16 protein-coding genes are annotated in these 22,794 nt (G+C 69.1%); 15 read left to right on the top strand and 1 reads right to left on the bottom strand.

Features of this window, described 5'->3' with window-relative positions:
- Positions 1–512: 512 nt before the first annotated feature.
- Together PKF00_RS00765 and PKF00_RS45140 are read left to right on the top strand one after the other, a co-directional pair.
- Positions 513–6,854, top strand: coding sequence for a DNRLRE domain-containing protein (locus PKF00_RS00765; RefSeq protein ID WP_271215348.1), 6,342 nt, complete (start codon positions 513–515; stop codon positions 6,852–6,854).
- 852 nt (positions 6,855–7,706) lie between these two features.
- A complete protein-coding gene (locus tag PKF00_RS45140) occupies positions 7,707–8,156 on the top strand; it encodes a type I-G CRISPR-associated protein, Cas3-extension family (RefSeq protein WP_438827842.1) in 450 nt (149 codons plus the stop codon).
- An 817-nt stretch (positions 8,157–8,973) separates the two neighbouring features.
- On the opposite strand, the gene PKF00_RS00760 is transcribed toward PKF00_RS45140, so the two are convergent.
- On the bottom strand, positions 8,974–9,423 hold the full coding sequence (locus PKF00_RS00760; protein ID WP_271215347.1) for an NUDIX hydrolase: 450 nt from the start codon (positions 9,421–9,423) through the stop codon (positions 8,974–8,976).
- A gap of 72 nt (positions 9,424–9,495) precedes the next feature.
- On the opposite strand from PKF00_RS00760, the gene PKF00_RS00755 reads away from it, so the two are divergent.
- From PKF00_RS00755 to PKF00_RS00695, 13 genes are all read left to right on the top strand, one after another.
- Positions 9,496–10,281 (top strand): GntR family transcriptional regulator, encoded by a 786-nt coding sequence (locus PKF00_RS00755; protein WP_271215346.1) that lies wholly within the window; start codon positions 9,496–9,498, stop codon positions 10,279–10,281.
- Positions 10,282–10,463: 182 nt separating this feature from the next.
- A complete protein-coding gene (locus PKF00_RS00750) occupies positions 10,464–10,868 on the top strand; it encodes a WhiB family transcriptional regulator (RefSeq protein ID WP_271215345.1) in 405 nt (134 codons plus the stop codon).
- A complete protein-coding gene (locus tag PKF00_RS00745) occupies positions 10,868–12,271 on the top strand; it encodes a DUF2637 domain-containing protein (protein ID WP_271215344.1) in 1,404 nt (467 codons plus the stop codon). The genes PKF00_RS00750 and PKF00_RS00745 overlap by 1 nt, the downstream gene beginning before the upstream one ends.
- The gene (locus tag PKF00_RS00740) at positions 12,268–12,684 is read left to right on the top strand and encodes an SsgA family sporulation/cell division regulator (protein ID WP_271215343.1); all 417 of its coding nucleotides are present in this window, start codon (positions 12,268–12,270) and stop codon (positions 12,682–12,684) included. Before PKF00_RS00745 ends, PKF00_RS00740 begins: the two co-directional genes overlap by 4 nt.
- Positions 12,681–13,073: an ATP-binding protein gene (locus tag PKF00_RS00735; RefSeq protein ID WP_271215342.1), complete on the top strand. Its 393-nt coding sequence runs from the start codon at positions 12,681–12,683 to the stop codon at positions 13,071–13,073. Before PKF00_RS00740 ends, PKF00_RS00735 begins: the two co-directional genes overlap by 4 nt.
- Positions 13,070–14,956 (top strand): hypothetical protein, encoded by a 1,887-nt coding sequence (locus PKF00_RS00730; protein WP_271215341.1) that lies wholly within the window; start codon positions 13,070–13,072, stop codon positions 14,954–14,956. The genes PKF00_RS00735 and PKF00_RS00730 overlap by 4 nt, the downstream gene beginning before the upstream one ends.
- A 122-nt stretch (positions 14,957–15,078) precedes the next feature.
- Positions 15,079–17,211, top strand: a complete 2,133-nt coding sequence (locus PKF00_RS00725; RefSeq protein ID WP_271215340.1) for a hypothetical protein — start codon at positions 15,079–15,081, stop codon at positions 17,209–17,211.
- 213 nt (positions 17,212–17,424) lie between these two features.
- Entirely contained in the window at positions 17,425–18,165 is a 741-nt protein-coding gene (locus PKF00_RS00720) for a M48 family metalloprotease (RefSeq protein WP_271215339.1), read from the top strand.
- 44 nt (positions 18,166–18,209) lie between these two features.
- The gene (locus PKF00_RS00715) at positions 18,210–19,379 is read left to right on the top strand and encodes a RapZ C-terminal domain-containing protein (RefSeq protein WP_271215338.1); all 1,170 of its coding nucleotides are present in this window, start codon (positions 18,210–18,212) and stop codon (positions 19,377–19,379) included.
- Positions 19,380–19,481: 102 nt separating this feature from the next.
- A complete protein-coding gene (locus tag PKF00_RS00710) occupies positions 19,482–20,600 on the top strand; it encodes a Pycsar system effector family protein (RefSeq protein WP_271215337.1) in 1,119 nt (372 codons plus the stop codon).
- Positions 20,601–20,677: 77 nt separating this feature from the next.
- Positions 20,678–21,628 (top strand): hypothetical protein, encoded by a 951-nt coding sequence (locus tag PKF00_RS00705; protein ID WP_271215336.1) that lies wholly within the window; start codon positions 20,678–20,680, stop codon positions 21,626–21,628.
- The gene (locus tag PKF00_RS00700) at positions 21,625–21,849 is read left to right on the top strand and encodes a hypothetical protein (RefSeq protein WP_271215335.1); all 225 of its coding nucleotides are present in this window, start codon (positions 21,625–21,627) and stop codon (positions 21,847–21,849) included. The genes PKF00_RS00705 and PKF00_RS00700 overlap by 4 nt, the downstream gene beginning before the upstream one ends.
- Positions 21,846–22,730: a helix-turn-helix domain-containing protein gene (locus tag PKF00_RS00695; RefSeq protein WP_271215334.1), complete on the top strand. Its 885-nt coding sequence runs from the start codon at positions 21,846–21,848 to the stop codon at positions 22,728–22,730. Before PKF00_RS00700 ends, PKF00_RS00695 begins: the two co-directional genes overlap by 4 nt.
- The last annotated feature ends 64 nt before the right edge of the window (positions 22,731–22,794 follow it).

The raw sequence follows: 22,794 nt of genomic DNA, 5'->3' as shown, positions 1-22,794 counted from the left end.
GTCCGGCGCTTCGGCGCGGCCTGGCCGCTGTCACCGGCACGGGTCCGGCGTCCGGCTCCGGCTGTCAGAACCGCGCTCGCCGGGGGACGGGCGCCCGCCGCACCGGCCCGGCCGGCCGGCCGAGATGGCGCACGCCCTCGGTGGGACGGCGCGGATCCCGGCGAGGCGGGACCGGCCCGAAGGCGAAGATCTACGCGAACCTTGGGTTGAGGCCCGTCTATCACCCGGGAAAAAGAAAAGTGCTGGTCGGCTTGGGAGCTGACCAGCACCTCATGGGTGAATCACGTGTGTCCGAGGGGCGACCCCAACCCTTCGCCCATCTGCTGAGCTCTCAGGACACTCCCTGGCTAGGCCTCGACTGAGATGCCTATCTCCTGTGACGCATGAGGCGTTTCCTCGCGGTGCATACGCCTGGAGTGATCCTTTTGATCCCTTATGGCCACTTACATGATCGTTGATCTCCATCGTACGTTCTGACGGCCTTGTCTTTCCTCTGTCTGAATGGAGGGTGGGTGCACTCCCCCCTGATGGTCCGCTCCGCCACGCCGTTACGCCGACGTCCGTCACTCGAACGACTCCTGGCCGCGGGCCTCACCGTCGCCCTGATGGCGACATCGACACAGCCAGCCCAAGCAGCCCCCACTCCCCCGCCCAAACTCAAGCCACCGCAGGCCAAGACGGTGACCGAACGCCCGGACCGGGTGTCGGCCGCGCTGACCGCCCGCCTCCAGGGCAGCCGGGTGCTGATCACCAATGAGACGACCGAATCGAATCTCACCTATGCCAACCCCGACTCCACTTTCACCACCGAAACGGTTAGCGGTATCGTCCGCGTGAAGCAGGGCGAACAATGGGTCGCGGTGGACACGACACTGATCGAGGACAACGGTGTCCTCCGACCGAGAGCGGCTAAAGCCGGCGTCGAGTTCTCCACCGGAGGCCAGGACCGGCCACTGGCGAAGATGTCACACGGCGACAAGCGGTCGTTCGCACTGAAGTGGCCCGCCCCGTTGCCGAAGCCTACGATCAAGGGCAACACCGCCACTTACGTCAACGCCGCCGGCGTCGGCGCCGACCTCGTCGTCACCGCCCTGCCCACCGGATTCCGCCACGACGTGGTGCTGCGGGAACGCCCCAGCGGACCGGTGGAGTTCAAGCTTCCGGTGCAGACCGAGGGACTCCGGCTCGGCACGACCAAGCAGGGCGGACTGGAGCTCATCACCCCCAAGGGCAAGGTCGTCGCCGCCGCCCCCGAGCCTTTCATGTACGACTCCTCCACTGACAAGTCAGCCCAGCCAGCGAACGCGGCGTCGGCGGAAGCCGGCATCGACACGAAGGTCGTCAAGGACGACAACGGGCAGCAGACGCTGGTGCTCAAGCCCGATCCGAAGTTCCTGGCCGACCCGACCACGAAGTATCCGGTGACGGTGGACCCCACCACAACGCTCACCTCACCGAACGGCTTCACCGTCAACTCCCCCTGCACCACCGGCGGAGGCGGCGGCATGGGCCTGGAGCTGACACCCGGCATCAGTGACAGTACGCCCTGTACGTCGGGCGGCACCAACGTTCAGCGCGCCCTGATCCACTTCGACACCTCCAGCCTGTCCGGTCAGCAGGTGGTGGACGCGCGCCTGGACCTGCTCGGAGACCTGGTCAGGTGCCCGACCGGGCAGAGCCTCCGTGTCCGGCGCATCACCAGCAGCTGGAACCCGGACCCGTGGAACGGCCCCGGCGTCTTCTGGTCCAACCAGCCCTCCTCGACGAGCGACGGTGAGGTGCTCTCGGCACCGCCGACGGTCTGCGGACCGACCTCCTACCCGGAGAGGGTCCCCTGGTCGGTCTCCGTTACGACGATCGCCCAGGCGTGGGCCTCCGGCGCCGCGGGCCACGGGCTCGTCCTGGCAGCCAGCGATGAACCGAACCGCGCCAACACTTTCGGCTGGTTCTTTGATGACAGCAGTACCGCCAATCCTCCCAAGCTGGTGATCACCTACGGTTCCACCCCGTGGACCGGCAGGTTGCGCGCGGTGCCGGCGACTGCGGCCAATAACAAGTTCTACGTCACCACCCTCACCCCCGCACTGGCCGCCGAGGTCAACGACGCCGACGGTGGTGTGCTGAAAGCCGAGTTCCAGGTCGAGCACGACCCGTCGGTCCCCACCCAGGGGAGCGGTCTCATCTGGTCGGGTGAGGTCGACAATGTGACCGCCAACACTGAGGCGAAGATCACGATTCCGGCGGGCAAGCTGGCCGACAACTGGACGGTCCGCTGGCGCGCCCGTGCCTCCGACGCCTCCTCCTCATCGGCCTGGTCACAATGGCAGTCGTTGAACGTTGACGTGACCGCGCCCACCCTCTCCTACTTCGACTGCACTTACCCTGCGGGCCAGTGGAGCGCACAGCAGCAGGACGCCAAATGCTGGCTGGGAACGGATGCGGCCACCTCCAGCGAATTCAACGCAGGAAATACCGGTGTCGAGCTGTGGTGGGGGCTGGACAACCCGTCCACCCCGAACCGGATCACCACCGGCTGGGGCTGGTCCCAGGGCAAGATGGTCAAGGACTTTCCCATCGCCCCGGTAGACGGCTGGCACACCATCTACGTCAAAGTCCGGGATAAGGCGCACAACCTTTCCCAGGTCACCACGCACAGCTTTGGCGTCGGCGCCGGAGGTGTGACCAGCCCGCAGTTCAACAGTCGCACCGGACAAGCGGTCACCCTGGCCGCCGCGGCCGCACCGGACTACGACCGGGTCCGCTACGAGTACCGCACCGGCTTCTTCCTGCCCTGGGACGACACGATCGTCGTCCCAGCGGCCGATGTGACCGTTCCCGGATCGCCGACCCCGATCACCGCCTGGCCGCAGACCCGCACCGACACCTCCAAGAACTTCGCCGATCTCACCTGGGACGTGGCCAAGACCCTGCGTGACGCCGGCAAGAAGGACGGCTCGGTCGAGGTCCGCGCCTGTTTCAGCAAGAGCTCTGGCCCCGGGCAGCAGTGTTCCCCAGCCGCCAAAGTCACTCTCGACCGCTCGGCCTTCGGCGGCTCCTACGCCACCGCACAGATCGGCCCCGGTGAGGTGGCGCTGCAGACCGGCGATTTCTCCGTCAAGGCCACCGACGCCGGCCTGTTCGGCGTCGAGGTCGGCCGTACGCTGACCACCCTGGACCCCACCGCCGACCGGGACGACGAGCAACTCACTGAGAACAAGGTCTTCGGCCCCGGCTGGCGGGCGGGCTTCCCCGCAGTGCCGTCCAGTATCGCGGACTTCTATCCGAGCACCGGGACCGATTCACTGCAGTTTGTCGGCCCCAGCGGTGAAACGCTGAACTATGTCCGCGACGGCCAGAAGTTCACCGGCGTGCACGACGCCGCCGACGGCTCACAGATCACCGTGGGCACCGAGGAACTGACCGTCACCGACGCCAGCGGCTCGAAGACCACCTACACGAGGCTGAACGGCAAATGGGTGGTCGCCCGCGCCGAGACGGCAGCCGCCGAGTCTGCGGTCACCTACCATCGGGATGCGCAAGGGCGAGTGACCCGGGTCCTAGCACCGGTCCCAACCGGTGTGACGTGCGGCGCGACGCTGATAGCCGGCTGCCGGGCGTTGGAGATCGGCTACGCCTCCTCCACCACCGCCACCGGGGTCGCCTCGGGCTGGGGTGACTACACAGGGCAGGTCAAGCAGGTCTCCTTCACCGCCTTCGACCCGGCCACCAATGCGATGAAGACCACCGTACTGGCCTCTTACCTGTATGACTCCACCGGCCACCTGCGCCAGGTCACCGACCCTCGCACCAACCTGGCCACCACCTACTACTACACCGCCGAGGGCCGCCTGTCCCAGCTCACCCCGCCCGGCCTGGCCCCGTGGCGGATGGAGTATGACACCACCGGCCGCCTGGCCCACGTACAGCGCGAGGCTGGCGCGGTCGATCCGACCTGGGCAGTGGCCTATAACGTGCCGATCGGCGGCACCGACGCCCCTATCAACCTCACAGTCACCGAGACCGCCAAGTGGGGCCAGAGCACGGACTTGCCTATGACGGGAACAGCGATCTTCCCCGCTTCCCACCTGCCGCCCCGAGGCGGCACTGGCGCCTACCAGCCCGCAGCGGGTGACTGGGAGTACGGCCAGCTTATCTACACTGATGTCAACGGCCGCCTGGTCAACAGCGCCGCCCACGGCGCCGGAGTCTGGCAGATCACCTCAAGCCGCTACGACGACAAGGGCAACACCGTCTGGCACCTGTCGGCAGATAATCGGGCGCAGGCATTGACGCCGACCGCGGACACAAGCTCTTATGTGGCAGCGCGTCCGGATACTGCGGAGCGTGCCGATCTGCTCGCACGCATCACGACATACTCTGCGGACAGCGACATTCTTACCGAGATAGGGCCGGCTCGCCTTGCGACGCTCGCCTCGGGCGAGCTCGCTACGGTGCGCGACAACATCACCAATGTCTACGACGAAGGGAAGCCAACGACCGATATCACCTACCACCTCGTCACCACGACGACAACCACCCCCATGGTGCTGGACAGGGTGGCTGACGAGAACGACAAGCGGACCGTGACAACTGGCTACGACCCACTGGTGTCGGGTGACCCATCCGGCTGGACATTGCGCAAGCCGACGACGAGCTCGTCGGCACAAAAGAGCGACATCGTACAGCGCACCCGATACGACGCCGCAGGACGGCAGATCGAACGCCGCATGGCCGAGTCCAACGGCGCGGACGCCGGAACCACAGCAGTGAGCTATTACACGGCTGCAGCCCATCCAACGGTTACAGCGTGCGGCAACAAGCCGCAGTGGGCTGGCTTGATGTGCCGAACGGCGCCCAAGAGTCAACCCCCAGGTGCACCGATCTCGATCAAGCTCATCACGTACGGGTACTACGGAAACGAAGTCACCACCACAGAGACCTCCGGTGCCGTGACGCGAACGACCACGCTCACTTACGATGCCGCAGGACGGTCGATCAAGTCGAAGATCGACGTACAACCGGCTTCCGCAAGCACCCCCATCGCTGAGGCCACGTACACCTACGACCCGGCGACCGGTCTGCAGACCACCAAGTCGATCGGCAGCGACACCATCAGTATGGGCTACGACTCCTTTGGTCGCGCGAATTCGACGACCGACGCCACCGGGGTCACCTCGACGGCCGAATACAACCTCGACGGGCAGATCGCTACCAGCAACGACGGCAAGGGCGTCACCACCTTCACCTACGGTGGAATTGATGCGAAGGGAAGAGCAGAACGCCGAAATCTGATCACCAAGATCGATACGGGCGGGGCGGGTGTCTTCGCAGGAGCGTATGACATCGCAGGACGACTCATTCTCCAGCGCTACCCGAATGGGCTGGAGGCATCCAGCCGCTACGACAACGCTGGCAAGCAGATCGGACTGTCCTATGCCAAAAACGGCACGGAGTGGCTCAGCTTTACTGCAGCCTATGATCTCAACGGACGCATCGCCGCTCAGCAAGGATCGGCAGGTAGTGCCCAGCGCTTCGACTACGACGGCGCTGGACGCCTGACCAAGGTCCAAGACACTTATGGTGGGACGTGTGCCACCCGGATTTATGGCTTCGACCGCAACACCAACCGGACGAGTCTGACCAGCTATCCCGCAGACAACGCTGGATCCTGTTCCACCACGACCACTCCGAACGTCCAGCAGCATCATTACGACGCGGCTGACCGCATCACCGATGACGGCTACACCTACGACAACCTCGGCCGCACGACACGAGTGCCATCCGCCCAGGTAACTGGAGGCGCTGACCTCGAGATTGAGTACTTCGTCAATGACAAGGCGTCCGCGCTGACACAAGGAAGTGTGCAAAGCACCTTCATCCTCGACCCCGGTGGACGGATTAAGACCATGACCACCATTGGTGGTCCCCGGCCAGGCACGACCACCCATCACTACTCGGGCACCGAAGATTCCCCCACCTGGATCAGCGAAGCAGATGGCACCTGGACTCGAAACGTCCCTGGCTTGTCTGGACTCGGTGCGATCCAGAACAGTGACGGCACATCTACCCTCCAACTGATCAACCTGCACGGAGACATCGTCGCCACAAGCGACAACAGGCCCGATGCCACCGGGGTTCATGCTTATTCCGAAACAACGGAGTTCGGAACCCCTCGTGCGCAGACTGGCGATAGTTCCCGGCGCTACGGCTGGCTCGGTTCCCACGAGCGCTCCTCCGACGCCATCGGAGGTCTCGTTTTCATGGGCGCACGCCTCTACAATCCCCAAACCGGCCGCTTCCTCCAAACCGACCCGATCCCGAGCGGTAGCGCTAATGCCTACGACTACTGCAGCGCTGACCCCGTAAACAAATTGGATGTGGACGGGACGAGCGAGAAGCCTATCTGGAGCAGTACCACCACCTCGTCGAAGAAAGAACGTGATACGATCGCGGACAATTTTCTTGAGGTCGGCTTCGCAGCTATAGTCACGGTCGCGACCAAGCCCGTGGCCAACTGGTGGGTCGCCAGTACCGCCGGGCTTATAGCGGGGATCGCCGTTTCATCCATCGAAACGACGGTCGAGACCGTTACGACGACGACGGTCAACGTCTATTTGGAGACCCGGACGGTTCTCATATGGGATACTCCTATGGAGGATCTCATTAAGAGGAAGGGGAAGAAGCGTTCAGTCCAGGAGAGGCGGACGAGGACCGTAACTACGGTCACCACGCGCTGGCGGGTAATCACAGTTATCATCCCAAAATTCAATGCGCCTCGGATTACAGAAACCGGCCCCTGGTTCACTCGAGTAACGGTGACTACTAAATACAGCAGCTGGAAGCGTGGGCTATGAAACGGGAACCGCTGCCAACAGGATGGAAGGATGATCTTCCGAAGAGACCACTGTCTTCAGGCGAGCATCCTCCGCGCCCGCTAAGGGATCGCCGAATCATGGCATCATTGCTGTGGCTAGGGATGGCCGCAATTCCGTTCGCGCTCGCCCTCACCATCATCCGGATGGATCCCACTCGTAGCGAAATAGCATCGATCGCTCTCGCCCTTCTCGTCGTAACTCTGCCATACGGCGTAGTCGGAACATTGATGGCACCCAAGGTCTCCATGCGAAAGCGAGATGTCTTCCTGTCCCGAGAATCCTGGATGTGGCGAGTGTCCTATCTTCCGTACTGCGACTGGACGCCCCGACGTGGCGATCTGGATCATCTGGAAAGGGTAGAGATCGACGATCATGGTCGAGTCGCCTCGCACGTCAGATTCAGACGTTGAGTCCGCATCGTCTGAGAGAGAATCTTGAATAGTTCATTGGTCGACAGAGCCGAATTGACTGGCGCCGTCGCCCTGTGAGACATGGCCGTTAAGCTGCTGGATGTTGACCGAGGATCCCGCCTGATCATCTTGGCCGGGCGGGATCCTGTGGTCTCTGAAGACGTATAATCACGCAAGCTATATGGCGATCGGCGACAGAATTAACACCGAATGTCGATTTCCGTAATCCTCTGCACAGATTTCTGTAGTCCTATGCAAAGCTCGGCGTTCACGGAAGCCCGGCCTCTGAATTTGCGTGATGTGTTGGATGCTCGCGGTAATCTTCAGCGGACAGCGCTATGGCCGTTGGGGGCTCGCGCTGCTGGAGTCCATAAGTTCCTGGAGGTAGTGCGGGCAGAACTGGCCCAGGCTCACCGAAGCCCTGACTGGATGGCGTCGGGTAGACGGCTTCACCGGCGAATACCTCGACCACCGCGTCCTACGCAGCGCCGCCGACCACCCTTCAGGGAAATCCATCCCGGCCGGAGTCCCCGGTGCCACCTGGCTGGCCACCCAGGCCCTGCCCCTGTTGCACATCACCGGCGACGGCCACACCGTTTCTGCCGCCCTATGGCACCGCCACAACCGACGCACCGTAATGATCTGGCCCCTATGGAAACCCGCCCTCGGTGCCCACGCCGTCCAAGCCCTCCTTGATCACCCCTTCCTGAGGCCCTCTCCGAAGGGACAGGCAGAGACCGTCACGGTCGACCGCATGAGACTTCTCCCTCTGGGCGTCTTTGACGTCTTTGGAGCGGAACGCCAGCCTATCGAAGGCGGCAAAAGCGCCGGCGTCCTCGTTCCCCTACGCATCGCCGATGAGCCAGACTGACCCTTTGCTCCGCAGTCACCGATCAGCTGCTCCTTGACAACACCACACTGCTGCTTCTTCCTGCTAGCTCCAGCGGGGCGGGTTTGGAACCTCAAGTGCACCCGCTTTCCTGGGGAGGTTCTTAAGCTCAAACGAACCGTTTCGCAGGCAAAGCGGACAAGTTCAACGCACTCAATTGGATACTTTCAGCTATCTTCCCAGCTTGCGAACCGCTTCACCCCGGCTCTACCGCCGGGCCTCATTGCGGAGAGAAGATCGCGACCTGACCGGCGCTGGTGTTGGAGAGCTCCGTCCCGGCTCCATCGCCGGGCCTCGTTGCGGAATCGCATCGGTGCACGTCACTTTACTGAGGGTGAGTACGCTCCATCTCGGCTCCATCGCCGAGCCTTATTGTGGTGGCGTCAACGTCTCTGAAGAGTCTCAGCGGATCGAGATGCTCCACCCGGCTCTATATCCGGGCCTTTTCGGGGACAGCTGGCGTACCGATGCGGGAACGCCGCGAGCGTTTCATCCTGGCTCCATCGCCCAGCTTCATTGCAGGAACCTTGGCACCAGGGCTCGCGCGGTCAGCTACGACGCTTCACCTCGGCTCTATCGCCGGGCCTCATTGCGGGGAGGAGGTTGGCCAGTATCAGGGGTTGGTGCGGGGCTCCACCCCGGCTTCATCGCCGGGCTTCATTGCGGGACGGACGTGCACAGATCGTGCAGGTCGACGTAGGCGTGGCTCCATAGTAGTTCTAATGCCGGCCCTCGTCGCGCCGATTATGTGTATTGATTTTCCCGTCCTCATGAAAGGTGGGTCATCGGCTGCTATTTCTCAGAGGTAGCTACGAGCCATACCTAGGAGGTGAGTACCGTCGTGCTGGCGGACGGCGGGGGGATGGCCCATGTTCATCGCGTCCAGAACTCGAACAGCAAATGCCTCTGATGCTAGCGCTCGAATCTCATCGGCAGTGGCCCAATGGAAGGCGCATGATTCGTCGGTTTCCGTGAGTTGGCCTCCAACAGCGTGACAGCGGAAGACCAGAGCGACGATGCCGCGGGACATGTTCTTGTAGACGCCGGTCAGAGCCACGGGCTCGACTTTGAGGCCGGTCTCTTCGCGTACCTCGCGGAGCAGGCCCGAAGTGATGTCCTCGTCCCGTTCGAGGATCCCCCCTGGTGCTTCCCAGTGCCCGTTGTCGCGCCGTTGGATGAGAAGCGCGCGTCCGCACTCGTCGAGGATCACGCCAGCCACGCTCACGGAGTGCATGTTGTCGTGATCCATGGCTACAGACCTTTCGCGCTGGCCGTCACTAGACTCGACGGTACACGTATGTACGAGTTGAGGAGTTAGAGCATGGCGGAGCTCTCGCTGCCGGAGCTGGACCCGGCCGGCGACCGGGCTGTGTTCCGCCAGATAGCCGATCACATCCGGGATGCGATCGGCCGTGAGACTCTCCGTGAGGGTGACAAGCTGCCCTCCGAGGCTCAGCTCATGCAGCACTACGGTGTCGCTCGGATGACCATCCGGAACGCTCTCCAGGTCCTGCAGAGCGAGGGGCTCACGGTGGCCGAGCATGGCCGCGGGGTCTTCGTGCGGTCGCGGCCGCCGGTTCGGCGACTGGCCTCCGACCGGTTCGCCCGTCGGCATCGTGACCAGGGGAAGGCCGCGTTCATCGCGGAGACTGAGGGGGCCGGTGGGAAGCCGTCGGTGGACTCCATCAGGATCGCTGAGATTCAGGCGCCGGTCGAGGTCGCCGAGCTCCTTCGGCTTGGGGAGAACAGCTCGGTCATCTCCCGTTCTCGGCGATACCTGATCAATGGGCAGCCAGTGGAAACAGCTGTCTCTTACGTTCCGGCTGAGATCGCGAGAGGTACCCGCATCGAGCAGCCGGACAGCGGGCCCGGTGGCATCTACGCCCGGCTGGAGGAGCTGGGCTACCAGCTCGACCATTTCGTCGAGGAGATCCAGTCTCGGATGCCGTTCCGCGACGAGGTGCGTGCACTGAAGCTTGCCCCCGGTGTTCCTGTGTTCCGTCTGGTTCGTACGGCTTACGCCGTCGATGGCCGCCCCGTTGAGGTGTGCGACACGGTCATGTCCAGCGACGCTTACCTGCTCTCCTACGAATTGCCTGCCAGATAGCCTTGACGAACTCGTCTAGAGGAGTCATAAAGAGAAGGCAACTCCTCTAGTCGAGTAGGCATCTACAGGTGAGCCTGTAGCCGTCTTCTTAGAGGGGCGGCAGACAGATCAGCGAAGACGGCCCCGGTGGTGCAACACCGGGGCCGCGAGAACCGGGTTCACCCAGGAAAGGACACACCCGGATGCTGTCCATCATTCCACCCCTGATCACGGCCGTGACGGCCGCGTCCACCCCCACCCTGTCCCGTCGTGTTCTTGGCGTCGGAGCATGCGTCGGCAGTGCTGACCCCGACGCCTGGTTTCCGTCCGAGCCTTCCCCGAATGGCGGTGAGCCGACAGAAGCGGTCATGGCGCGTCGCGCCGAGTACGAGGCCACCGCTCGTCGGCTGTGTCGTGACTGTCCCGTACGGGCTGAGTGCCTGGAGCTTGCGCTGCGCGAGGAGTACGACCTGCCCCGCACCTGGTTCCACGGCATTCGCGGCGGCACCGCTCCCTGGAAGCGGCAGAGCATGGTCTACAACCGGCGCCGTACGGCCCGCCGTATGGCCGCCCGTCAGCTCACTGAGGACTCCGGGGCGGTGGCGTGATGACCGCCTCCTACTACGACTCCCGCGCTGAGCGGGTCGTCGCCAGCGCCGAGGCTGATGCGCGCCGGGCCGAGGCCGAGGCAACCCGCGCCGAAACCTCCCTGCGGTTGGAGCAGGCGCGCATGCAGATGGCGACCGAGCAGGTTCGCCAGGCCGAACAGGCTCGTGCCGAGCGGGCTGCCAGTAAGGCCGCCCGTCGCGCCGAGCGTCGTCGCCAGCGTGCTGCTTCTCGCGTCGACCGTCGAACTGCGGTGCGCCGGGGTGTCGGAGTCCTGGCCGCCGTGGTGGTCACCCGCGCGCCGGTCATCGTGGGCGCCGTGGCGATGGGCGCGCCGATCGCGATCGCCTGGCGCGGGCAGCTGGAGTTCGCCCGCGATGTGATGCACCTGGGCGTCATGGCCCCGGCGCTGCCGATCGCGCTGGAGGGTGGGGTCTGGTACATCGCCTACCTGGTGCACCGCGCCATCGCGGCCCAGCTGCCGATCGGCCGCTATCGGGCCGCGACCTGGGGCCTGGCAGGCATCGCCGCCACGATGAACCTCTGGCACGGCGTCACGGCCAGCAAGAGCGACGGACTGCAGGTCGGGGTGATCCTCGCGCTGGCCTCCCTGCTGGGCATCGCCCTGTGGGAGCTGACCGCCTCACTGACCCAGCAGACCGCCGCCAAACGCTCCGCGGCGGAGATTCGCCGGGCGGCCTGGCGGCGCCTGCGCTACCCGCGCCTGTCCTGGGCCGCAGCCTCGATCCGCGCCTCCCGCGGCGAGGAGTGCTCGACCGAGGAGGCGTGGACGGCGGCGTGGATCGACCGTTACGGGGTCGGGCCGGCCGCTTCTCGCCGGGACCGGCGTCTGGCTCGCTCGATCGTGAGGTACGAGCGTAAGGCAGATCGAGCCGCTGCCAGAGACGGCCGTCTGGTCATCGTGGACGGGTCGATCGTCCGCCCCGGCACGACCTCGGCCGAGTCGATCGAGGCGGGTGAGGAGGCCATGGCGAGGCTCAAGGCGTTCGCTGAGCGCCGCGACGACGTGGCCCGATCGATTCTGTTCACCGGGTCGATCGCCTCCCCCTCGATCGAGCCGGGCCCGTCGATCGACCATCAGTCGATCCCAGCTCCCCGGGCGGGCGAGGCGGGCATGGCGCCGCTCGATCGATTCGCCTCGATCGACGCGCCTCGCCGCTCGATCGACCAGCAGGTGGCGCCTCGGTCGATCGACGATGACGGCGAGGAACCGACCCCCCGCCGGTCGATCGAAGAGCACCGCGCCGCGCTGCACGCCGCGATCACCGCCGGGACGATCGACCCGCAGCAGACCACCGTCGAGGAGATCCGTCGCACCCTGCGCTGCGCGCCCAAGACCGCCCGCGTGCTGCGTGCGGAGTTGGCCCAGGAGGCAGCGGCATGAGCAACCGTGAGATCACCAAGGGCATCACACTGTGGCCGACGGACCGGCCGGACTATCCGCTCGCGGCGGTGCTCTCCTACCGCGTCAGCGATCCGTACGCCGTGCGCCTGGCCTTCGTGCAGGGTCGCAAGGAGACCGTCGTGTACGGCTTCGCCCGGATGCTGCTGGCCGCCGGCCTGCTCGACCGGGCCGGGCAGGGCGACGTCACCGTGGCCCCGCACGAGGAGGTCGACGACTACCTCGTCCTGACCGTCACCCCCGAGCACGGCTACCCCTTCGCGCTCTACGCCCAGCGCGAGGCCGTCCAGGACTTCCTGGATCGGGCGTTCGGGCTGGTGCCCCTGGGCCGCGAGTATGAACACCTGGACGTCAACGCCGCTATCACCGCGCTGCTGCGGGAGGTGGCGCCATGATGGCCCGCACCTTCGCCGGGGTGCCCGAGCAGGTCCCCGCCGCTCGCGCGTGGACGCTGAAGTGCTTGCCCGCCGGATGTCCGCGTACCGCCGACGTGGCCCTGGTCACCTCCGAACTGATCACCAACGCCGTGCTGCACAGCTTGTCCGGTGCGCCTGGTGGCGCGTTCACGGTTCGGGTGGAGGTCACCGCGGCCGCGGTGGAGGTCAGTGTGATCGACCAGGGGCCGCGTCCGGTCCCGGTCCGCCGCGAGGCGGGTGCCTCCGGCTGGGGCCTGGCCGACATCGTGGCCCGCTTGGCCGACGCCTACGAGGCCACGACCGGTCCGGCCGGGCGCACGGCGTGGTGCCGCCTGGACTGGAGCAGCACGGCGGAGGTGACCCGATGAGCACCACGGCCAACTCCACCGGCACCGACTCGGCCGGCCCCGTCGGCACCGAGCCCGTCGAGGCCCCGGCGGTCGCTTCCCAACCCCCGAACACCCCCCGTACGTCCCCCCCGAACACCCCGGCTGACCAGGTATGGAGCCCTCCCGGCGAGTCCAGCGCCGACCCGGCCGGTGACATCGACCAGGACGACGAGGACGGCTCGGAGGAGCATGCCGGGGTGCCTGCCGCGCACCTGGCCGCAGGTGGTCTGTCGGCCTCCGCGGTGGTGCTGGGCAGCCTGTACCAGCTGCTGGGCCTGCCGGGCCTGATCGGCGGTGGGGTGCTGGCCGGTGGCGGTGCCGTGGCCTACCTGCGCCGCGGCTCCCGGCGCGACCACTCCGGCCGCCACTCCGGAGCGTCCCGGTCGACCGGCTCAGCCGGTAGCGGGGCGGGCACGTCGCGCCGCGGTGGCGTGACGAGTGCCCTGTTCAGCGGAGGCCGGTCGACCGGCCGCTCCGGCCGTGGATCCGGCGCCGGCCTTTTGCCCGGGTCCGGTGGCCGTCGCGGCACCGGGGGCCTGGGCTTCTCGTCCGGTCGCTCCGGCCGGTCCGCAGGGCTGCTGGGCGGCGCGAGTCGCTCAGGTGGTGCCGGCCGGGCCGGTGGGTCGCGGTCCGGTGGTGGAGCTCGGTCCGGTGGTACGGCGTTCACCGGCCGTGCGGGCCGTCGCGGCGCGGCTACCGGTGGCGCCAAGGCGTCTCGTTCGGGTGGCCAGGGTCCGCTGGCCGCGGCAGGTCGCGCGGGTCGCAGAATCGGCGGCGCGGTCGCCGGGACAGGCCGGGTCACCCGGCGGGCGAGCCGAGCGGTTACCGGAGCCGTCCGGACGGTCGGTGGCGTGGCTCGGGGCGTCGGGCGGTCCGGGCGGGCGTTCGGCCGCCTGGCTGGCCGAGGCGCCCGTGCGGCCGCACGCCGTACCCGCCAAGGCGCCGCGTGGATCGACCGCAAGACCGGGCACCGGGCCGGCCGCGTGTTCGCCTGGGCCGGTCGGGCCGGGCGTCGCCTCGGCCGGACCGCCGGACGGGCCGGATCCCGGGCCGGGCGGGCCGCCGGACGCTTCACGCTCCGGCAGGCACGCCGCGCCGCGGCCTGGGCCGACCGGCGCACCGGGCGGCGCGTCTCGGCCGCCTGGCGTGCCGTCCGGGCCGGTGGCGGGTTCCGCGCGATGCGGCGTCGAGCGGCGGGGCTGCTGTGGCGCTGGGACGGCCAGGCCGCCGCGTTCCTGCTGACGCTGCTCGCCCTGCTGGTCGACCGCTACCAGGCCCGTAAGGCGCGCAAGGCCACGTCCGCCCCCGAGGCCCAGCCCGAAGAGACGAAGGCCGACACCCCCGAGACCGGCAAGAAACCCGACCCGGCCGGCGCGCCCGACACCAGCAGGCCCGGCGACTCGCCGAGTCCGGAGGCCACCGGAGCGAACGTCGAGCCCGCCGTCACCGGCTCCGGCACCCGCCGGCGCCGTCATCCGTACACGCCGCCCACCGGCGGCCCTGCCACCTGGAGGAGCCCGATGGCTTTCCCGCTCGCCGCTGCCGCGGCCGACGTCAACGCCGCTGCTTCCCGCTACGCCCCCGAGGACATGTGGACCGTGGCGCGGGAGATGGACCAGCTGGCCGAGGTCCCGGCCAACGTCGCGATGGCGATCCGCACCTACACCGCCCGCCTGCAGTCCGAATACCCCATTCACCCGGCCGTGGTGGACAAGCTCGCCGAGCTGTACGCCGCCCACCGCCACCTGATCAGCCTGGCCCAGGAGGTCGCGCCGCTGTTCAAGCGGGCTCACGCCGAGGACCTCAAGCGCGGCGACGCTCCCCGCACCAACGAAACGCTCTGGGACGCCGGCCGCATCTAGCCGCCCCGGCCTCGGCTCTGACCGTGGCCTTCGCAGTACCGCTGAAAGGAGACACTCCGGTGAGCACCACCACGAGAACGCGTCCTCGGACCGCCCGAAACCGCGCCGCCCACGCACCTCGCGTGGACTGGTCGCTGGTTCCGCGCGGCCCGGTCAGCGCGACCGTGCAGGGCGCCTTGGCGCTGGCCGCGCTCGGTGTGGTCGGCGACGTGACCCACCTCGACCCGCTGGTCGGCGTGGCCGCGGGCACGGTCGGCACCGTGGGGACGGTCGTGGCCGGTGCTCACCGCGACCTTTCCACGGCCCCGCTGCTCTACCGGGTCGGCTGCTGGATCGGGGCGGGAAGCTGGTGGACCTACACGCTGGCCACCACGGTGTGGGCCCAGCCCGTCTGGGCGGCCCTGGGCGTCGGCGCCCTGGCCTCCGGGGTGCTGTCCCCGCTGGGCAGGGCCACCGCCCGCCGCCGCACTCCGGCCGTGGTGCCCGGTACGGCGCTGGTCACCCGCAACGTCGCGGCGATCGGCACCGACTGGGAGGCCCGCATCCAGCGGGTGTGCAGCGTCCGCGTCGAGGTCACCAACGTCATCGTCTGGCCCACCCGGGCCGGATACGACGTGCACCTGACCCTGCCCGGCGGCGGGGTGACCCGCAAGCACCTGCAGGACCGCGCCGAGGCGCTGGCCACCGACGCCTGCCTGCCCGAAGGCTGCGGGGTGGAGTTCGTCGGCGGCGGCAACCGCCGCCTGGTCATCGCCCGGGTCAACACCGTCAACCGCCTGTCCCAGGTCATCGCCTACCCGGCCGACCACAGCCCGCGCAGCGTGCTGGAGCCCGTCGTCTTCGGCGAGTACTCGAACTCCGACCTGGTCGGCGCCGTGGTGCGCGAGGAGTCGATGCTGGTCTCCGGCAAACGCGGCTCGGGCAAGACCACGCTGTTGCAGGACATCTCCGTCGCTCTGGGCCGGTGCGCCGATCACCTGGTGTGGCACCTGGACCTCAACGGCGGTGGCCTGACCCAGCCGTGGATCGACGTGTGGCTGGACGGCAAGGTCACCCGGTGCCCGATCGACTGGGCCGCGCCCAACGCCGAGGAGGGCAAGCTCATGCTGGCCTCAGGGATCACGATCGCCAAGCACCGCAAGGCCTCCTACCGCAAGCTCAAGCGCGCCCACGACACCAGCCTGCTGCCGGTCAGCCCACAGCTGCCGCAGATCACCATCGTGGTCGACGAGGGCGCCCAGGCCGTGCAGGACCGGCAGCTGGAGGCGCTGCTGGGGGAATTGCAGAACATCGGCCGTAACGAGGCCGTCAACGTGATCATCTCCTCGCTGCGGCCCACCAGCGATCTGGTGCCGACGAACATGCGCCGCCAGACCGGCGTGCGCATTCAGATGTACGGGCCCGATGAGGACGAGCTGGGGCACATGTTCGGCTGGCACCTGGGCATCGCCATGGACCAGCTCGCCGGCAAGGGCACCGGGTTCATCAGCGTCGACGGCGCCCAGCCGCGGCCGTTCCGGGCCTACAACATCACCCCCAGCCAGATCGAGGCCGCCGCCTTGGCGATCGCCGGTCTACGGCCGGATCTGGACGAGGCCTCGGCGCAGGCGGCCGGACCGGCCTACGCCACCCGGCTGGAGCGGATGCGCGCCGTCTTCGCCGCGATGGCCGACGACTTCGACGACGAAGACGGTGACGTCGACGGCGGCGGTCCGGCGCCGGTCGCCTGCCTGCCCTCCGGCCCGAGCACCGGTTCTGCCGCGCCGGTCGCGGCGGCGGTCGTTCCGCGGCCCCGCTTCGAGGTCCTGTCCGGCGGGGCGGCCGCCGACTGGCCCGACCTGACGACCCCCGCCCAGCCTCCGGCCGCTCCGGCGGCCACCGGTACGGCGGCCGACTGGCCGGACCTGATGGCCCTGCCCACCACCCCGAGTGGTTTGTCTGGCGCGCCGGTCACTGCCCCGTCGGCTCCGGCGGTCGAGCAGCCGCTGCCGGAGATCGTGCGCCGCACCATCGCCGCCTTCGGTGCCGCCGAGCGGATGCATTCGGAAACGCTGGCCGCGCTGCTCGGTCTGGAGCAGGCCGACTTACCCGGTCTGCTGGCGCCGCTGGGCATCCGGCCGCTGCCGCGTGCCTTCCTGGTGTCGGGCAAGCACAAGCGCGGCTACGCCCTGGCCGATGTCCTGGCGGCCGCCGACCGCATCCACCGCGGCGAAGTCCAGGTGCCGCCGCAGGTGGCCGCCTGGCCCGCGGCCTGACCACGGGCCGCGGTGTACGGGCCGCACGTCTGCCCCGTACACCCGCACACCCCTCCCGAACAGCCCCGTACACCCACCTGAGCAGCGAAAACACCGGACCTGTACGGGGCGTACGGGGGATGACGACCCCCCTCCTGAACATCTCCGAACCTGCTGAACCCCCCTCCGGACCCGTACACCCGCACACCCCGTACACCGCCTGGAAGGACCACGATGAACCGCACCGACGCCCCGCTGCAGGGGCGCGTCATCTCCGCCGCCGACTGGCCCGACCTGATCCCACCCGCCGTCGATCCCGACCCGCTCGACGATCGCCAGGCGCCGCGGACGGACGCTCCGGCCGACGGTGAAGAGGCCGAGGCCTCCACGCCCATCCCCGCCGCGTCGGCCGAGGCGGCCGAACTCGCCCGGCTGACCGGGATGCTCACCCGGACCGCCACGGTCGACGACGTCCTGGTCGTCATCGAGCCCGGCCTTGAGGACGCGGCCGTCAGCTACACCGACCCCTGCACCGGGGTGCGCCGCATCGGCCTGGGCACCGGCCTGTTGAACGGGCCGGCGGCGCGGCTGCACGGGGCGCTGGCCCACGAGGTCGCTCACCACGCCCTGGGCCACACCCACGGCTCCGCCCGCGGCCGGGACGTCCGCATCGTCATCGCCCTCACCATGGGCGCCGTGCTCGCCGGTGCCCCGGGATGGCTGATGGTGCTGGGCCTGGCCGCCGGAGTGGTGCTCACCCTCCTGGAGCGCCGCGACGAGCGGCGCGAGGAGATCGCCGCCGACGTCTACTCGGTGCGGCTGCTGGACGGCGCCGGACTGCCCGGCCACTCCATCGTCACCACCACCCTGGCCGAAGCTCCGGCTGACCCGTGGTGGTACCGGGCCGGCGGCTGGATCACCGGCACCCACCCCACCCTGCGTGCCCGCCGCCGCGCGGTCGCCACCGCCTCCTGACCCGCACCCGCCCTATCACCCTTCAACCCAGAGAAGGACAGTTCATGAGCACCGACTACGCCCTGCAGCAGGCCGTTGCCCAGTTGCCCACGGCCGCCGCCGAGATGTACGGCACTGACCGGAACGGCGACCACACGACGGTGGTGGTCACCAGTTTCGGCTACGGCCACGCCCCGGCTCCCACCGCCGACGTCACCCTCGATGTGCATACCTCACTTCGCGACCCGCACGTAGACCCGGCGATGCGGTACCGCACCGGCCTGGACGCCACGGTCCGCGCCCACGTGCTGGCCACGCCCGGCGCCATCGAGGCCGTGCGCGGCCTGGCCTCGGCCGCCCTGGGCCTGCGCGGTGCGCTGGACCGGCCCGGCGGCCGCCCCATCCAGATCGCCATCGGCTGCGTCGGCGGCCGCCACCGCTCGGTCGCCCTGGCCGAGGCCGTGGCCGACCTGCTGCGCCGCGTACAGGTCAGCACGAGCGTCACCCACCGCGACCTCGACAAGCCCGTCATCCAGAGAAAGGAGCCAACCCTCATGATCAGAAAGAACACCTACACGCACCCCGCCGTCCTGGTCGAGGGCGTCCGCGACGGCTGGGCCGACCCCGAAACCGACCCGACCGTGATCGACTGGCCCGCCCGGCAGGCCGCCGCCGCGATCCCCTTCCAGGTCGTCGACGGCCGCCCGCTCAACCCGTGCGAGAAGACCGGTATCGGGCGCGGTCGCGGCGAGCTGGGCCACTGGGGTGAGCAGCTGTGCGCCGACGCCGTCGTGACCGCCGTCGACGAGGAGGGCGCCCGGTGGCTGGTCATGGTCGAGCGGGCCGACGGGCACGGCTGGGCGCTGCCCGGCGGCGAGGTCGACCCCGGCGAGAGCCCGGCCGATGCGGCGGTGCGGGAGCTGGCCGAGGAGACCGGCCTCGTCCTGGAGGGGGTGATCTGGACGGCGCTTCCGGCCCGGTACGTCCCCGACCCCCGCGCCAGCGATGAGGCGTGGATGGTCACCGTGCCTGCCCGGACGCACCTGGATACCGGCCACTGGACAGACTTCCCCGTCCCGGTGGGTGCCGACGACGCCAAACGGGCCGCGTGGGTGCGCGCCGACACCTACCGCGTCCTGACGGCCCACCTGGCGCGCACCTACGACGGCCAGGTGTTCGCCGCGCACCGGCCCCTGCTGCAGGAGCTGCTGGCCGGCGACCGCTCCGCCGCCTGACACGCCGACGGGCGCGCACCAACGTGGCCAATCCGCCAAGACAACCCACGCCGGGCGCGCCCGCACCCTCCCAAACCCAATAGATCGAGAGGTAACACCATCATGCACATCACCGCCGCCAACGGCACCACCCCGGCCCCGGCCACGACATCACTGACCGCCTGTGAGCACAGGAGCGTGGGCGTCATCGTCCAGGACGCCGCAGGCCAGTACCTGATGTTCGAGCAGGCCACCGCCCCCGGCATCGCGCCTCCCGCCGGGCACCTCGCCCCCTACGGCGAGCCCGAGCAGGCCGCCCGCGCCCTGGTGGCCGAGCAGACCGGCCTGATCGTCGGCCACCTGACGCCCGTCACCGCAGGATGGCGCCCGGGCCGCTACGACCGGTGCACCGGTGTGGACCGGTCGGGTCACTACTGGCACCTGTTCCAGACGACCCTGACCGGAGAGGTGGCGCCCAGCGTCCGCGCGGCCGGCCGTCCGCGCTGGCTGATGGCCCACCAGGTCCAGGCCCTGGCCTACCGCACCGTCGACCACGCCCACGGCCTGATCACCGACGAGCAGTTCGCCGCCTGCCCCGGCCTGGCCCCGGTCTGGGTCGACCTGCTGGCCACCGCGCACGTCATCGTCATCGACGACCTCGACCTGGCCCTCGTCGAGGACCTCGCCACCCGCCCGCCCCTCACCCCGGCTTCGGAGACGCCGACGCAGGCCGTACCGGTAGCCGTCTCCGGAACGGTACGGGCCCGGCCGGACCGTCTCGACGAGCACGGCGCCGCCGAGCTGCTCGCCGAGACCGAGGCGGTCCGCACCGAGCTGGCCCGTACCGACGCCAAGGCCGCCACGGTGCTCGCGTTCGCGGGGACCGCCTTCAGCGTTCTGGCCGCGCTGTCGGTACTGGCTCCTGAGCTGGCCGTCCCGGCCCGCGTCGGCCTGGCGGGCGCGGTGGCGCTGCTGGGCGCCTCCTCGGCCGTGGCGTTGGGCGTGATCCGGCCGTCCCTGCCGCGCTCCGGGCCGGGGACGGGGTTCGTCGCCCACGCCGCCGTCAGGGACGCCGAGGAGCTGCTGGCCGTACTGGCCGACGACCCGCAGGCCCGGCGGGCGCGCGACATCGTCCACCTGTCACGGACCGCCCGGGCCAAGTACCGGCGGCTGCGGCTGGCGATCGACCTGGCGTTCGCCGCGCTGGCCGCCCTCGCGGTCGCGGCCGTCTTCGCGCTCTGACCGTTCGCCCCGAACGCGCCCCCGCCCCGGGCGGGGTGCGCACGCTCATGCTGACTTTCACAGATCGAGGTGAACCCATGGCTTCCCACATCGACGGCCTGCCCGTCTACCGCTACGACGAGGTGCCCGACGGCCTGGCCACCCGGACACAGCTGGTCCGGGACCACCGGCGCCGTCCCGCCGAGGGGCAGGCACCGCGCGGCTGGCTGTTCTACCACGGCAACAAGCATGCGCCCCTGTACGAGATCGAGACGGCCCGGCCCATGCGGCCGCTCAGTGAGGCCCAGGTGGCCGCCGCCCGGGCCCGCCGTACCCACGCCTACGTCTGCGGGGTGTGTCTGACGGAGTCGACGCGCCCGCTGGAGCTGTCGGTGGACCGCGCGCTCGCGTGCGGTGAGTGCGTCATGGCGATGATGGACATCCGCAACCACGACGCCCGGCACCGTGCCTGGCAGCGCGACCGGGCCGCCGCGGCCGCCTGGGCCCGCGAGGTGCTGGCCGACCCGGCCGCGGCCGTCGTGGCGGTCACCGAGATCCCGGTTCGCCCGGCCGAGGGTGTATGGGAGCGAACTGCGCCGAGCCGTGTCGTGGTGCTCTCCGTCGACGGCCAGGTCCTCGTCGACGTCGCCCTGACGCCGTCGGCTCCGCCCCGGCGTAAGCGCGACGTCGCGGCCGACGCCGTGCCTCTCGACCAGGTGGCCGAGAGGCTCGTCGAGGTCTTCGGCGGCCGTCGGCTGGTCGCCTGGAGAGGCTCGGAGATGTACGGCCTCACGCGAGGCCTCGCCGGGTGGTGGCACGCCGCCCACGGTGCCGTCAGGGCCCTGCCGGAGTGGCGGGTGAGGCACGGCCACGAGCTGGCGGAGCGGGTCCTGCACTGGAGCGGTCACCACGGCGGGCCGCCGGAGCACAGGCCGGCGACTCCGGAGCCGCCCGTGGGCGATGCCCTGGAGCGGGCTCACCAGATGCTCAGGCTTCTCCGCCGGGTCGCGGCCATCGGCCCGGTCGCCGAGTCCGAGGCGGTCCGGTGATCGGTCGCACGTATCTGGAGCGGGGCCGGGCCGTCACGGTGGTCGTCGCCTACGCGGCGCCGTCGAAGGCCCGGCCGCTGCCCGGCCGCCCCTCGTGGCCGACCTGGCGTCGGGCGCCCCGGCCGGCGCCACGCAACGTCCTCGTACGGCGGGTCGACGGGCAGGCGGTGGTTCGGCCGTTCCGGGGCCTGCGCCTGCCCGGAGCGGGGGAGGCACGATGAGCATCGCGGTCATGAACTGGGTGTGGCAGCACTCGCCGACGTCCGGCAACCAGCGCCTGGTGCTGCTGGCGCTGGCCGACGCCTGCTCCCGCGACGACGGGACCGGGTGCTGGCCCGCGGTGGCGACCATCGCCCGCAAGGCCAACATCAGCCCCCGCTCGGTACGGCGGGTCATGGCCGACCTGGTCGCCGCCGGGCACCTGGTCGTGCATCGCGGAATCGGACCTCGTGGGACGAACGGGTATTCCCTGGTGCTCCGCAAGCCTGTGCACAGCGATATCGAACCTGTGTACGAGTCTGTGGAAACTGTGGATAACTCGTTCGACCCCGGACGGGATGTCACCCCTGACAATCCGTCCGGGCTGACACAGGCGACCGCGAGGGGTGACACAGGTGTCAGGGGAGGGGTGACACAGGCGTCACCCAATCCACCAGAGAACCACCATGAACCACCACCGCCTGCGCGGGCACGTGCGAGCGGCGCTCCGGCGCCGGGCCGGGCCTCAGGCGGCGGTGAGCCGGGGCAGGAGATCCCCGAGCCGGTCCGGAGCTTCGCCGCAGCGCTCGGCGCGGCCTGGCCGCTGTCACCGGCACAGGTCCGGCGCCTGGCCCCGGCCGTCACGGCCGCGCTCGCCGGCGGCTGGAGCCCTGCTTCGCTGGCCGAGCACGTCGGCGCCAACACCGTCGGCGTCCGCAACCCGTACGCGGTCCTGAGCAGCCGCCTGGCCGAGCTGCCGGACCCGGTCGACACCACGCCCCGGGCCGGACCGGCCGACCGGACCCTGGCCGAGGCCCTGGCGACCGATGGCTGCCCGCACGGCGCCTCCCACCCCGCCCGGTGCGCCCTGTGCCGCCGCGGCCGTACCCCGGCCGTCCCGTGAACCCCGAAACGACCCCCGACCGCGAAACGGCTCCGGAGCCCACCGCCAAGCAAGCCACCGGAGC

The organism is Streptosporangium carneum (assembly GCF_027922005.1).
Lineage (GTDB): Bacteria > Actinomycetota > Actinomycetes > Streptosporangiales > Streptosporangiaceae > Streptosporangium > Streptosporangium carneum.
Note: the sequence above shows the minus strand (reverse complement) of the source record. Positions and strands in the feature narration are given on the sequence as shown.

What these genes read in the sequence shown, in the direction of transcription:
- PKF00_RS00760 (WP_271215347.1), bottom strand. Translation starts at nt 9,423, where the DNA reads ATGGATCACGACAACATGCACTCCGTGAGCGTGGCTGGCGTGATCCTC.
- PKF00_RS00755 (WP_271215346.1), top strand. Translation starts at nt 9,496, where the DNA reads ATGGCGGAGCTCTCGCTGCCGGAGCTGGACCCGGCCGGCGACCGGGCT.
- PKF00_RS00750 (WP_271215345.1), top strand. Translation starts at nt 10,464, where the DNA reads ATGCTGTCCATCATTCCACCCCTGATCACGGCCGTGACGGCCGCGTCC.
- PKF00_RS00745 (WP_271215344.1), top strand. Translation starts at nt 10,868, where the DNA reads ATGACCGCCTCCTACTACGACTCCCGCGCTGAGCGGGTCGTCGCCAGC.
- PKF00_RS00740 (WP_271215343.1), top strand. Translation starts at nt 12,268, where the DNA reads ATGAGCAACCGTGAGATCACCAAGGGCATCACACTGTGGCCGACGGAC.
- PKF00_RS00735 (WP_271215342.1), top strand. Translation starts at nt 12,681, where the DNA reads ATGATGGCCCGCACCTTCGCCGGGGTGCCCGAGCAGGTCCCCGCCGCT.
- PKF00_RS00730 (WP_271215341.1), top strand. Translation starts at nt 13,070, where the DNA reads ATGAGCACCACGGCCAACTCCACCGGCACCGACTCGGCCGGCCCCGTC.
- PKF00_RS00720 (WP_271215339.1), top strand. Translation starts at nt 17,425, where the DNA reads ATGAACCGCACCGACGCCCCGCTGCAGGGGCGCGTCATCTCCGCCGCC.
- PKF00_RS00715 (WP_271215338.1), top strand. Translation starts at nt 18,210, where the DNA reads ATGAGCACCGACTACGCCCTGCAGCAGGCCGTTGCCCAGTTGCCCACG.
- PKF00_RS00710 (WP_271215337.1), top strand. Translation starts at nt 19,482, where the DNA reads ATGCACATCACCGCCGCCAACGGCACCACCCCGGCCCCGGCCACGACA.
- PKF00_RS00705 (WP_271215336.1), top strand. Translation starts at nt 20,678, where the DNA reads ATGGCTTCCCACATCGACGGCCTGCCCGTCTACCGCTACGACGAGGTG.
- PKF00_RS00695 (WP_271215334.1), top strand. Translation starts at nt 21,846, where the DNA reads ATGAGCATCGCGGTCATGAACTGGGTGTGGCAGCACTCGCCGACGTCC.